Origin of the sequence: Enterococcus dispar ATCC 51266, from assembly GCF_000406945.1 — a bacterium.
Classification (GTDB): domain Bacteria; phylum Bacillota; class Bacilli; order Lactobacillales; family Enterococcaceae; genus Enterococcus_C; species Enterococcus_C dispar.
Genome location: NZ_KE136354.1, coordinates 2,511,040 through 2,523,400, shown reverse-complemented (window position 1 = coordinate 2,523,400; position 12,361 = coordinate 2,511,040). Strand labels below are relative to the sequence as shown.

Sequence of the window (12,361 nt, the reverse complement as noted above, 5' to 3'; positions counted from 1 at the left end):
ACTTTAGTTGCCAGCAACCTTTTAGTACGAACTGTAGGAGTTTTTTTATACATAACTATGAAAAGCTTAACGAACGCGGTCAACTCTTTTGCATTAAGAAAGAAGCATACGAAATTGTTTCTCAGATTTCTTATGATTTTGACTTCATGTTGCTAAGGGTTCCTTCAAGAAGCTGGAACCTAAAAATCTTCGTATATCATCCTTTTTTACTCATAAAAAAAAGAAGCAAAATCCGAAGATTTTGCTTCAAGTTCAAGAATTATTTTTCGATTGTTGTAACAACACCTGAACCAACAGTACGTCCGCCTTCACGGATTGAGAAACGAGTACCGTCTTCGATCGCGATTGGGTGGATTAATTCAACGTCCATAGTAACGTTATCGCCAGGCATAACCATTTCAGTACCTTCTGGTAATTCAACAACACCTGTTACGTCAGTTGTACGGAAGTAGAATTGTGGGCGGTAGTTAGTGAAGAATGGAGTATGACGTCCACCTTCTTCTTTAGTTAAAACGTAAACTTCTGCCGCAAATTTTGTATGTGGAGTGATTGAACCTGGTTTTGATAATACTTGACCACGTTGGATATCTTCACGAGCCACACCACGTAATAATGCACCAATGTTGTCGCCAGCTTCAGCGTAATCCAACAATTTACGGAACATTTCAACACCTGTTACAGTAGTTTTAGCAGTTTCTTCAGCGATACCTACGATTTCAACTTCGTCACCAACGCGAACTTGTCCACGTTCAACACGACCAGTTGCAACAGTACCACGACCAGTGATTGAGAATACATCTTCGACTGGCATCATGAATGGTTTGTCAGTATCACGAACTGGAGTTGGGATATATTCGTCAACTGCAGCCATTAATTCTAAGATTTTTTCTTCATATGAAGCGTCGCCTTCTAAGGCTTTCAAAGCTGAACCTGCGATAACTGGAGTGTCGTCGCCTGGGAAGTCGTATTCTGACAATAAGTCACGAACTTCCATTTCAACTAATTCTAATAATTCTTCGTCATCAACCATGTCCATTTTGTTCAAGAAAACGACGATGTAAGGAACACCAACGTTACGTGACAATAGGATGTGTTCACGAGTTTGAGGCATAGGACCATCAGCAGCAGATACTACCAAGATCGCGCCGTCCATTTGAGCAGCACCAGTGATCATGTTTTTAACGTAGTCCGCGTGTCCTGGGCAGTCAACGTGAGCGTAGTGACGGTTTTCAGTTTCATACTCAACGTGAGCAGTTGAAATTGTGATACCGCGTTCGCGTTCTTCAGGTGCACCATCAATTTGATCGTAAGCAGAAGCTTGTGCTAGACCTTTTTTAGATAATACAGTTGTAATTGCAGCTGTAAGAGTAGTTTTACCATGGTCAACGTGTCCGATAGTACCGATGTTTACATGGGGTTTAGAACGGTCAAATTTTTCTTTTGCCATTTTAAAATGTTCCTCCTAAAAATACGTAATAGTTTTTTATTTTTTGATAGGTAAACTGCCGCAAGCGACAGTTTGCCCTTATCATCGTTAATATTGTACACGAATTTTTTTAAAAAATATAGCTCTTTTAAAAAAATCCTAATTATCAAAAATTATTCAGCTTTGCCGCCGTTTTTCTTGATAATTTCTTCTTGAATAGATTTTGGTACATCTTCATAGTGGTCAAATACCATCATGAAAGTACCGCGACCTTGTGTAGCTGAACGCAATGTTGTTGCGTAACCAAACATTTCTGCTAACGGAACGATAGCATTAACGATTTGGGAATTACCATGTGCTTCCATACCTTCAACGCGACCACGACGAGCAGTTACGTGACCCATAATATCACCTAAGTAATCTTCTGGAACAGTAATTGTAACTTTCATCATTGGTTCTAAAATTGCAGGTTTTGCTTTTTTAGCAGCAGCGCGCAATGCCATTGAAGCAGCAACACGGAAGGCTGTTTCACTTGAATCGACATCATGGTATGAACCATCATGAAGTCTTGCTTTAATATCTACTAATGGATAACCAGCTAAGACACCATTTTCCATTGCATCTACTAAACCTTTTTCAACAGCTGGGATGTATTCACGAGGAACCACACCACCAACGATGGCGTTTTCGAATTCGAAACCGGCACCTTCTTCGTTTGGTGTAAATTCAATCCATACGTGACCGTATTGACCTTTACCACCAGACTGACGTACAAACTTACCTTCTGCATCAGTAGCAGCACGGAAAGTTTCACGATAAGAAACTTGAGGAGCACCAACGTTCGCTTCAACTTTAAATTCACGACGCATACGGTCAACTAAGACGTCTAAGTGCAATTCACCCATCCCAGAGATAACTGTTTCACCAGTTTCAACGTTTGTTTCAACGCGGAATGATGGATCTTCTTCTGCAAGTTTTTGTAATGCAATACCCATTTTATCTTGGTCAGCTTTTGATTTTGGTTCAACAGCAACTTGGATAACTGGGTCAGGGAATTCGATTGATTCTAAGATTACAGGTGCATCTAAAGCACAAAGAGTATCCCCTGTTGTTGTATCTTTCAAACCAACAGCGGCAGCGATATCACCGGAATAAACGCGGTCGATTTCGTTACGTGTGTTAGCATGCATTTGCAAGATACGTCCGATACGTTCTTTTTTATCTTTTGAAGCGTTCAATACGTATGAACCACTTTCCAAGATACCAGAATATACACGGAAGAAAGTTAAACGACCTACGAATGGGTCAGTCATAACTTTAAATGCTAATGAAGCAAAAGGTGCTTCGTCGTCAGCAGGACGAGTTGTTTCTTCGTCATTCTTCGGATTGATCCCTTTAATTGCTTCAACATCTAATGGTGAAGGCAAGTAGTCAAGAACAGCATCCAACATTAATTGAACCCCTTTATTTTTGAAGGCTGAACCAGCCATAACAGGGAAGAAATCAACATTGATTGTTGCTTGACGGATACCAGCTTTTAATTCAGCTTCGGTAATTTCTTCGCCGTCTAAATATTTCATCATTAAGTCTTCATCAGTTTCAGCAACTGATTCGACTAATTTTTCGCGCCATTCTTGCGCTTGTTCTTGGTATTCTTCAGGAATTTCAGTTTCTTGAATTTCAGTACCTAAATCATTTGTGTAGATTTCAGCTTTCATTGTCACAAGGTCAATGATACCTGTGAAATCTTCTTCTGCACCAATTGGTAATTGGATTGGATGTGCATTTGCACCCAAACGATCGTGTAATGTAGAAACTGAGTACAAGAAGTCTGCCCCAATTTTATCCATTTTGTTACAGAATACAACACGTGGTACGCGGTATTCTGTTGCTTGGCGCCAAACTGTTTCAGTTTGTGGTTCAACCCCAGATTGAGAGTCAAGGACGGTAACAGCACCATCTAATACACGCAATGAACGTTGTACTTCGATTGTGAAGTCCACGTGTCCTGGTGTGTCGATGATGTTGACACGGTAACCTTTCCACTGAGCAGTTGTCGCAGCAGAAGTGATAGTGATACCACGTTCTTGTTCTTGTTCCATCCAGTCCATTTGTGAAGCACCTTCGTGGGTTTCACCAATTTTATGGATTTTACCTGTATAATAAAGGATACGTTCAGTCGTTGTAGTTTTACCTGCATCGACGTGAGCCATGATACCAATATTACGAGTTTTTTCTAACGAAAATTCTCTAGCCATTTCTTGCTTGTGCTCCTCTCTTTAAAAAGCGGCAAAAGAAATCTTTTGCCCGCTTACTTGTAACAATCGAATTGTCTTTTTTGACAGAACAAAAAAGATCTTACCAACGATAGTGGGCAAAAGCACGGTTGGCTTCAGCCATTTTATGAGTGTCTTCGCGTTTTTTCACAGAAGCACCAGTGTTGTTAGCTGCATCCATGATTTCTTTTGCAAGACGTTCTTCCATTGTGTGTTCCCCACGCAAACGTGCGTAGTTTACAACCCAACGTAAGCCTAAAGTTGTACGACGTTCAGGACGAACTTCAACTGGGACTTGGTAGTTAGAACCACCGACACGGCGAGCTTTAACTTCTAAGACAGGCATGATATTCTTCATTGCTTGTTCAAAAACTTCTAATGGATCATTACCAGTAGATTGTTTAATAATGTCAAAAGCATTATAGATAATATTTGCAGCAATCCCGCGTTTGCCATCAACCATAACACGGTTGATTAAACGGGTTACTAATTTTGAGTTATACATAGGATCTGGTAAAACATCGCGTTTTGCAACTGGACCTTTACGAGGCATCCGTAACTCCTCCTTTACGTAGTCATTTTATATTGTGTTCTTAATAGTCTAATAGTCTGTAATAGATTAAGCTTTAGGACGTTTTGTACCGTATTTAGAACGAGATTGTTTACGGTCGTTAACGCCAGCTGTATCTAATGCACCACGAACGACATGGTAACGTACCCCTGGTAAGTCTTTTACACGTCCACCACGTAATAAAACAACACTGTGTTCTTGTAAGTTGTGGCCGATACCTGGGATATAAGCTGTTACTTCAATCAAGTTAGACAAACGAACACGGGCATATTTACGCAAAGCTGAGTTCGGTTTTTTCGGTGTCATTGTTCCCACACGAGTGGCAACCCCACGTTTTTGCGGAGAGTTCACATTCGTTTGAGCTTTTTTGAAACTATTATATCCTTTGTTCAATGCTGGTGAATTTGATTTTTCAACCTTGGATTTACGAGGTTTACGTACTAATTGGTTAATTGTAGGCATCCCTTGTTTTCCTCCTTCCTTGATTCGCTTTCTAGCTCCACACATCCAGGTGGTTCTTTTTCAGCGATAAAAAATAATGCAGCCTTGTGCATAATCGTCAGTTGTACTTTTCTTACAGTCAGCACGTCTGTTTTAAGAGACCTGTAGACAAAGCACCTTTGTTAGAATAGCATGATTGAAAATACGTGTCAATAAAAACCGTAAAGCTTTTCTCAAGTTCTTGTGTTTTTTTTAATATCTACTTATAATCTCTTGATTTTCCCCAAAAAAACGTTTCTTGCATAACTGAACTCACAAATCGCTTTATAGTTTTTTTAACTGTAAAAGAAACGCCAGAAAGCTATCATTTCTTTAAAAAAAGCTTTAAAATAAACTCAAAATCAGTAAGCAAAGGAGCAAGAATTACAATGGATTTAAAAGAAATGGTTGGTAAAGAAGCTTGCAAACATATTAAAAGCGGTATGACAGTGGGGCTTGGGACCGGTTCAACAGCATATCATATGGTAGCTGAAGTCGGCCGCATGATTAAAGAAGAAAATTTGACCATAACCGGTGTAACCACCTCTACACAAACTTTAATTCAAGCGCGGGAATTAGGAATTCCTTTAGCTTCTATCGATGAAGTCGATCATATCGATGTTACGATCGATGGTGCCGATGAAGTTGATCCCAACTTTTTAGGAATTAAAGGTGGCGGTGCGGCCCTTTTATATGAAAAAATTGTCGCTACTTATTCCGATAAAGTCATTTGGATTGTTGATGAATCTAAAATGGTTCCGCAATTGGGCGAATTTCCATTGCCAGTAGAGGTTATTCCCTATGGCAGTCAACAAATCTTCAATATTTTGGAAAAGCGCGGTTATCATCCAAGTTTCCGTAAAACCAGTGATGGCGAATTTTTACACACAGATAGCGGCAACTATATTATCGATTTACATTTAGCTGAAATTCCTGATCCTCATGCCTTAGCAGAAGAACTGATTCATATGACCGGCGTAGTAGAGCATGGTCTGTTTTTGGATATGACCAATATCGTCATTGTTGGTGAAAAAAATGGCCCCAAAACAATCTACAACCCCACCTTGGTCTAATGGTGAACAAAACCAAACCGCTTCTAAAAAAGAAGCGGTTTTTTTATCCAAATGATTCTCACTAAAAAAACGAACTGCGATTTATTTTCTATTTTCGGAGTTTTTTTGCTTTTTTTGCAAGAAACGGTACCATTTTAACGGAGTTTATGCTACATTTTTCTTAATGAAAATGGAGACTGAGAGGATTTATCATGACAATTTTTGGCTATGCCCGGACAACAATCAACGACAATGATTTAGATTCCCAATTGAAGTCTTTGACGGAATATGGTTGTACACCGATTTTTCAAGATACTTTTGAACAAAAATATCACGAAGAAAATCACGCGGATTTAGACACCGTGATTGCACAAATGCAACAAGGAGACGCTTTAGTGGTGTGTGACTTACATCGTCTGGGACGTTCTACCCGTCAATTGACGGAATTAACCAGCTTGTTTAAAAACCGAAGCCTTCATTTAATTAGTTTAACTGAAGGTATTGATACTCGTAGTGAAATGGGCGACATCTATTTTAATTTAATGGAAGGTTTAGCTCAAATGGAATGTGCTTTAATTAAAGAACGTACTTTAGTTGGCTTAAACAAAGCACGTCAAAATGGAAAAATTGGCGGCCGTCCTAAAATCGATATGAAAACAGTGAAAAAAATCCGCCAACTTTATTACGATAAAAAAGAAACAATTCAATTCATTTCTTCTAAGTGTGGTGTATCGGTGGGAACTTGCTACAAATACATTAATTTAGCCCCCGATGAATTGGCAAAAATTACAAATTAAAATGACGCACAACAGCTTTTTCTCACCTGAGAAACAAGTTGCTGTGCCTTTTTTTAGTAGCAAAATGCACCAAAACAGTGTACAATATGGAAGGAATTGAAAATTTCAGAAACCAAATGACAAAGGAGAGTTATTCATGCCAAAATTAGTATTTTCTCGTCACGGTTTGAGCGAATGGAATGCATTAAACCAATTTACTGGTTGGGTTGACGTAGACCTAGCTCCAGAAGGTGTTGAAGAAGCAAAAGAAGGCGGCCGCAAAATTAAAGAAGCCGGCATCGAATTCGATATCGCTTATACCTCTGTATTAAAACGCGCTATCAAAACTTGTAACTATATCTTAGAAGAATCTGATCAATTATGGGTACCACAAATTAAATCATGGCGCTTAAACGAACGTCATTACGGTGCTTTACAAGGTTTGAACAAAAAAGAAACCGCTGAAAAATACGGTGACGAACAAGTTCACATCTGGCGTCGTTCATACGACACATTACCTCCATTATTGGATGCAACTGATCCTGGTTCTGCTGCAAACGATCGTCGTTATGCAATGTTAGACCCTCGTGACGTACCTGGTGGCGAAAACTTAAAAGTTACTTTAGAACGTGCTTTACCATTCTGGCAAGATGAAATTGCCCCTGCATTAAAAGACGACAAAACCGTTTTAGTTGCAGCTCATGGTAATTCATTACGCGCTTTGGCAAAACACATTGAAGGAATCTCTGATGATGACATCATGGATCTTGAAATTCCAACAGGCCAACCACTTGTTTATGAATTAAATGACGATTTAACAGTAGCGAAAAAATACTACTTATAATTATCAATAAAAAAGAGGTGTGACAAATGTCACACCTCTTTTTTTTACGAATAGACAGTGACCCAAAAGCAACTTTTTTTGAAGTAAGCCGAAATTTCGCAAAAATTCAAGTAGCAATTTCCTTAAAATTCCTTCTTATTGCTTGAAGCTGAACACTTCTGTCACAACCTCTTTTTATTTCAACATACTGGCAAAATGAGCCATTGCTTCTTTTACTTCTGTTTGATACTCCGGCGCAATTAAAGGCAGAAGTTTTTCTCTCACTGCCGTAAATTCGTCCGTTGTAAATTCATCAGTGGCTAACTTGGCAAAGGCATCGACTAAAATAGCTTCTGTTTGCTCTTCTTGACCTTTAACTGTCCGTTCTTTCATAAAGTTTAAAAACATTTCTTGTTCTTTTAACATCCTACTTCCTCCCTTTTTATAAATAGCTTTGTTCAGTCATGCTAGCTTGATAAATTTTGACAACATCTTCTACTTGTAATGGTACAAAAGCATCAGTAGCAATTGCACTATAAGCTACAGCTTGTTTGGCCATTTCTTCAAATTTGCTATCATCTTCAATACCAACTTCTGGTAACGTCATGGGTATCCCACAAGCTTTAAAGTAATCATAAGTTTTTTGAATCGCCATGCGTGCAGCCATCATCGGTACAGTTTCGGTAATTCCCCACACATTGCGACCATATTGGGCAAATTTTGGCGCATTTTCTTCATTTAAGACGTGATGCATCCAACGAGGGGTTAAAATTGCTAAACCAATCCCGTGGGTAATATCATAAAAGGCACTCAATTCATGCTCCATTGCATGACAAGACCATGCTCCACCTTTACCATTACCGGTTAATCCATTTAAAGCGAGTGTACTTGCCCACATCAAATTTGCTCTTGCATCGTAATCAGTTGGTGTCTTTAATGCAATGGGACAATTTTTGGTAACTGTCCGCATCAAGCCTTCGCTGATACCATCTTGAACATCCGTAGCAGGTGTGTTGTTGAAATAATTTTCAAACAAATGGCTCATAATATCGGCTGAACCAGCAGCTGTTTGATATTTACCGACACTATACGTATTTTGTGGATCTAAAAAGGATACTTTTGGCAGTAGATTTTTGCCACCCATGCCAAGTTTTTGATTGGTTTGCCAGTTGGTAATAACCGCACCGCGATTCATTTCACTACCTGTGGCAGCTAAAGTTAAAATCGTAACAATTGGCAAGGCGGGGCCATCGTAATTTCTTTTTTCAATCACAGCCCATGGTTCTTCCTTGGGGCTACCATAAACCGCAGCAACAGCTTTAGCACAGTCAATTGTAGAGCCGCCCCCCACTGCCAAAATAGCATCCACTTTATTTTCAGCACAAAGTTTAGCACCTTTTGCTACCGTTTCAATCCGGGGATTTGGTTCCACACCGGCAAGCTCAATGATATGAAAATCACTTAACTCTTTTAAGACGCGGTCATATAAGCCATTTTTCTTAATGCTGCCACCGCCATAGACAAGTAAAATTGTTTTACCAAAATCAGTCAAAACAGGTGCCAATTCACCTAAACGATCTTTCCCAAAACGGATATCCGTTCCCACATTAAACGTAAAGTTATTCACTTTTGCCACTCCTTCAAAAATCAATTTACACTTTTACTTTAACGCGAAGTTAAAATAAAAGAAAGCGTTGCACCCTCGCTTATGTAAGAAAAGCTGAAGGAGCTCGCTTCTCAAGCAATACTCAAAAACTTGATAAATCGCGCTTCAAATTTCTTAAATCGCTAGACACCAAGAAAAGCGTAATGAACGTGTTCGGCTCTCTAGCAATAAGACAAAATCTTGGTGAATTGTTCCTCAAATTTCTTAAGATTTTGGCTTATTGCCGCAGAGAGTTCGTTCATTTCCTAGACACCCAAAAAAACTGGTATATCGCTTTTTTCCTTATGAAAATCAGATACTTTCTTTATTACGCAACAAAAGAGCCATTAAAGAATTCTCTTCTTTAATGGCTCTTTTGTATTAATCTTTAATTGCAGTTTCTAAGCCAACTTCAATCATGTCGTTGAAGGTCACTTGTCGTTCTTCGGCGGTTGTTTCTTCACCAGTAATCATATGGTCGCTTACCGTACAAATAGCTAGTGCTTGGACATGGAATTTAGCGGCTAAATAATAAAGTGCAGCAGCTTCCATTTCCACTCCTAAAATCCCCATATTTGCTAATTCAAATGTTTCGCTTAAATCATCTTTATAAAAAGTATCTTCTGATAAAATATTCCCGACATGAGTAGTGAACCCTTTGGCTTGGGCGATTTCATAAGAATTCTTCAATAGTTCAAAATCGGCAATTGGCGCATAATGAAACGATTGAAAATTCTTTTGTACGATGGAAGAACTAGTTGTTGCAGCTTGCGCAATAATTAAATCTCTGACGTGCACATCTTCTGATAAAGCACCACACGTTCCCACCCGAATTAATTTTTTAACGCCATAAGAGTTGATTAACTCATGGGCATAAATACTAGCAGAAGGCATCCCCATCCCCGTTCCTTGAACGGAAACGCGTTCTCCTTTATAAATTCCGGTGTAACCTAACATCCCCCGCACATTATTATAGCAAATCGGATCTTCTAAAAATGTTTCGGCAATATATTTTGCCCGCAATGGGTCTCCTGGTAACAAAATTTTATCGGCAATTTCACCGGCTTGTGCTTCAATATGGACGCTCATGAACAACTTCCTTTCTAGGTAAATTTCATTGTAATTTCTTTTGCCCCTACTTTTATAACTGGGCTAATGTTTCTTTTACTAAAGCTTTGAATTCTGCTTTTACGCGTTCTGTAGTTTCTACCACTTCAGCGTGATTGAGATTTTTTTGCATTCCAGCAGCCAGATTGGTGATACATGAGATACCTAAAACTTTCAACCCACTGTGAGATGCAACGATTACTTCTGGCACTGTTGACATTCCAACTGCGTCAGCTCCAATCGTACGAGCAAAACGTATTTCAGCCGGTGTTTCATAAGTTGGACCAGAAAAGCCCATGTACACCCCTTCTTTTAAATGCAGGCCAGAAGCTTTGGCAACTTCTTTAGCTACTGCCATATATTCCGGCGTATAAGCTTGGCTCATATCCGGAAACCGCGGTCCCATTGATTCTTCATTAGGACCAATTAAAGGATTGGCACTCATAAAGTTAATGTGGTCAGTAATTAACATTAAATCGCCTGGTGCAAAGGTTTCATTTACCCCGCCGCAAGCATTTGTCACAATGACAGAATGCGCTTTTAGCTCCTTCATTACTCGTACTGGATAAGTCACCGCCTGCATACTATTCCCTTCATAATAGTGAAAACGTCCTTGCATGGCTAAAACTTTTTTACCTGCCAACTGACCATAAACTAATTGTCCTGCGTGGCCTACTACTGTTGAAACAGGAAAGTGCGGGATTTCATTATACGGAATGACTACCGGATTTTCGATTTCTTCGGCCAATTCTCCCAAACCAGAACCTAAAATCAAGCCAAATTCAACGTCTTTTACGCCTTGTTCTTTAATGAATTCTGTCGTTTCTTTTAATTGTGCTAAAATCGCTGTCATAAAGACCTCCACTGAATAAAATTTAAATAAGCGGTTTGTTTTCTTACACGCTTAAAATGAACTATCTGCTAAAAATACATTTTTTAACTATCGCTAACAGCTAAAAAACTATTTCAAAGCAGCTAAGAAGCTTTCACCATTTTCGGTTGCAGGTACAGCAAAGTTTTCTGCAATAGTAGCTGCGATATCAGAATAAAATCCTTGTGGCAATGCGCCTTGGTCTTTCATTTTTTTACTATAAGCTAACAATGGCACATATTCTCGTGTATGGTCAGTTCCTGGGAAAGTCGGATCATTACCGTGGTCAGCTGTAATCAATAACAAATCATCTTCAGCTAGATTGTCTAAAATTTCTGGAATCCGCAAATCAAAATCTTCAATCGCATGGGCATAACCGACCACGTCGCGGCGGTGGCCATACAAAGCATCAAAGTCAACTAAGTTCGTAAAGCTTAAGCCGGTGAAGTCTTTTTTCATCACGTCTAATAATTTATCGACGCCATCCATATTACTCTTAGTCCGAATCGCTTCAGTGACACCTTGACCGTTAAAGATATCGTTGATTTTACCAACGGCAATTACATCTTTACCGTTATCTTTTAGTGAATCCAACACCGTTTTTCCAAAAGGATCTAAGGCGTAGTCATGACGATTGCTTGTGCGGGTGAAGTTGCCTGGTTCGCCAACATAAGGTCGGGCAATAATGCGGCCAATCATATAAGGTTCATCTTTTGTAATATCACGAGTGAATTGGCAGATACGATACAATTCTTCTAACGGAATGATTTCTTCATGAGCTGCGATTTGTAATACTGGGTCAGCTGACGTATAGACAATCAAGTCCCCTGTTTTCATTTGGTGCTCACCGTAATCGTTAATTACTTCTGTACCAGAGTAAGGTTTGTTACAAACAACTTTACGGCCGGAAAAATCTTCAATTTGTTTTAATAATTCATCAGGAAAGCCATTTGGAAAAACACGGAAAGGCTTTTTAATATTTAGTCCCATGATTTCCCAGTGCCCTGTCATAGTGTCTTTACCGACAGAAATTTCTTCTAATTTTGTCGCATAACCTTTATGATCTTTTTCATCTTTGACACCTGGTAATGGGCGAATACTCCCTAAGCCTAATTGTTCTAAATGAGGAATTGTTAAGCCGGCTTCTTGTGCAATGTGTCCTAATGTATCGGAACCGACATCACCAAATTTTTCGGCATCCGGTGCTTGACCAATCCCAACTGAATCCATGACGATTAAATGTACACGTTTAAACATTTTATTCCCTACTTTCTATATTTTTAAGCTACCTCTATCTTACTAGAAGTCGCCTTATTTGACAGTTGTAAACTACT

General features: G+C 39.2%; 12 protein-coding genes. 3 read left to right on the top strand and 9 right to left on the bottom strand.

From position 1 onward, the window contains the following. Nucleotides 1-259: 259 nt before the first annotated feature. The 4 genes from tuf to rpsL form a co-directional block, all read right to left on the bottom strand. Nucleotides 260-1,447: an elongation factor Tu gene (tuf, locus tag RK01_RS11815; RefSeq protein WP_016173510.1), complete on the bottom strand. Its 1,188-nt coding sequence runs from the start codon at nucleotides 1,445-1,447 to the stop codon at nucleotides 260-262. A 152-nt stretch (nucleotides 1,448-1,599) separates the two neighbouring features. After that, complete coding sequence (gene fusA / locus RK01_RS11810) at nucleotides 1,600-3,684, bottom strand: elongation factor G (protein WP_016173509.1); 2,085 nt, start codon at nucleotides 3,682-3,684, stop codon at nucleotides 1,600-1,602. Nucleotides 3,685-3,784: 100 nt separating this feature from the next. Continuing rightward, the gene (gene rpsG, locus RK01_RS11805; protein WP_016173508.1) at nucleotides 3,785-4,255 is read right to left on the bottom strand and encodes a 30S ribosomal protein S7; all 471 of its coding nucleotides are present in this window, start codon (nucleotides 4,253-4,255) and stop codon (nucleotides 3,785-3,787) included. Nucleotides 4,256-4,321: 66 nt separating this feature from the next. Continuing rightward, on the bottom strand, nucleotides 4,322-4,735 hold the full coding sequence (gene rpsL / locus RK01_RS11800) for a 30S ribosomal protein S12 (RefSeq protein ID WP_016173507.1): 414 nt from the start codon (nucleotides 4,733-4,735) through the stop codon (nucleotides 4,322-4,324). Between the two features lie 407 nt (nucleotides 4,736-5,142). Here rpsL and rpiA point away from each other — a divergent pair, with 407 nt between their 5' ends. The 3 genes from rpiA (at nucleotide 5,143) to RK01_RS11785 (ending at nucleotide 7,425) form a co-directional block, all read left to right on the top strand. Next, entirely contained in the window at nucleotides 5,143-5,826 is a 684-nt protein-coding gene (gene rpiA, locus RK01_RS11795) for a ribose-5-phosphate isomerase RpiA (RefSeq protein ID WP_016173506.1), read from the top strand. Between the two features lie 191 nt (nucleotides 5,827-6,017). Then, the gene (locus tag RK01_RS11790; RefSeq protein ID WP_016173505.1) at nucleotides 6,018-6,602 is read left to right on the top strand and encodes a recombinase family protein; all 585 of its coding nucleotides are present in this window, start codon (nucleotides 6,018-6,020) and stop codon (nucleotides 6,600-6,602) included. Between the two features lie 136 nt (nucleotides 6,603-6,738). Further along, nucleotides 6,739-7,425 (top strand): 2,3-diphosphoglycerate-dependent phosphoglycerate mutase, encoded by a 687-nt coding sequence (locus tag RK01_RS11785; protein ID WP_016173504.1) that lies wholly within the window; start codon nucleotides 6,739-6,741, stop codon nucleotides 7,423-7,425. 174 nt (nucleotides 7,426-7,599) lie between these two features. On the opposite strand, the gene RK01_RS11780 is transcribed toward RK01_RS11785, so the two are convergent. The 5 genes from RK01_RS11780 to deoB all read right to left on the bottom strand — a co-directional run bounded on the left by RK01_RS11780 (nucleotide 7,600) and on the right by deoB (nucleotide 12,284). Then, complete coding sequence (locus RK01_RS11780; protein WP_016173502.1) at nucleotides 7,600-7,830, bottom strand: hypothetical protein; 231 nt, start codon at nucleotides 7,828-7,830, stop codon at nucleotides 7,600-7,602. Nucleotides 7,831-7,846: 16 nt separating this feature from the next. After that, nucleotides 7,847-9,031: an iron-containing alcohol dehydrogenase gene (locus RK01_RS11775; RefSeq protein WP_016173501.1), complete on the bottom strand. Its 1,185-nt coding sequence runs from the start codon at nucleotides 9,029-9,031 to the stop codon at nucleotides 7,847-7,849. A 399-nt stretch (nucleotides 9,032-9,430) separates the two neighbouring features. Beyond that, the gene (gene deoD, locus RK01_RS11770) at nucleotides 9,431-10,138 is read right to left on the bottom strand and encodes a purine-nucleoside phosphorylase (RefSeq protein ID WP_016173500.1); all 708 of its coding nucleotides are present in this window, start codon (nucleotides 10,136-10,138) and stop codon (nucleotides 9,431-9,433) included. 52 nt (nucleotides 10,139-10,190) lie between these two features. Continuing rightward, a complete protein-coding gene (locus RK01_RS11765; protein ID WP_016173499.1) occupies nucleotides 10,191-11,009 on the bottom strand; it encodes a purine-nucleoside phosphorylase in 819 nt (272 codons plus the stop codon). A gap of 108 nt (nucleotides 11,010-11,117) precedes the next feature. Continuing rightward, complete coding sequence (deoB, locus tag RK01_RS11760) at nucleotides 11,118-12,284, bottom strand: phosphopentomutase (RefSeq protein ID WP_016173498.1); 1,167 nt, start codon at nucleotides 12,282-12,284, stop codon at nucleotides 11,118-11,120. Between the last annotated feature and the right edge of the window lie 77 nt (nucleotides 12,285-12,361).

Coding starts and splice junctions, on each gene's coding strand:
- tuf (WP_016173510.1), bottom strand. CDS start 1,447: ATGGCAAAAGAAAAATTTGACCGTTCTAAACCCCATGTAAACATCGGT.
- fusA (WP_016173509.1), bottom strand. CDS start 3,684: ATGGCTAGAGAATTTTCGTTAGAAAAAACTCGTAATATTGGTATCATG.
- rpsG (WP_016173508.1), bottom strand. CDS start 4,255: ATGCCTCGTAAAGGTCCAGTTGCAAAACGCGATGTTTTACCAGATCCT.
- rpsL (WP_016173507.1), bottom strand. CDS start 4,735: ATGCCTACAATTAACCAATTAGTACGTAAACCTCGTAAATCCAAGGTT.
- rpiA (WP_016173506.1), top strand. CDS start 5,143: ATGGATTTAAAAGAAATGGTTGGTAAAGAAGCTTGCAAACATATTAAA.
- RK01_RS11790 (WP_016173505.1), top strand. CDS start 6,018: ATGACAATTTTTGGCTATGCCCGGACAACAATCAACGACAATGATTTA.
- RK01_RS11785 (WP_016173504.1), top strand. CDS start 6,739: ATGCCAAAATTAGTATTTTCTCGTCACGGTTTGAGCGAATGGAATGCA.
- RK01_RS11780 (WP_016173502.1), bottom strand. CDS start 7,830: ATGTTAAAAGAACAAGAAATGTTTTTAAACTTTATGAAAGAACGGACA.
- deoD (WP_016173500.1), bottom strand. CDS start 10,138: ATGAGCGTCCATATTGAAGCACAAGCCGGTGAAATTGCCGATAAAATT.
- RK01_RS11765 (WP_016173499.1), bottom strand. CDS start 11,009: ATGACAGCGATTTTAGCACAATTAAAAGAAACGACAGAATTCATTAAA.
- deoB (WP_016173498.1), bottom strand. CDS start 12,284: ATGTTTAAACGTGTACATTTAATCGTCATGGATTCAGTTGGGATTGGT.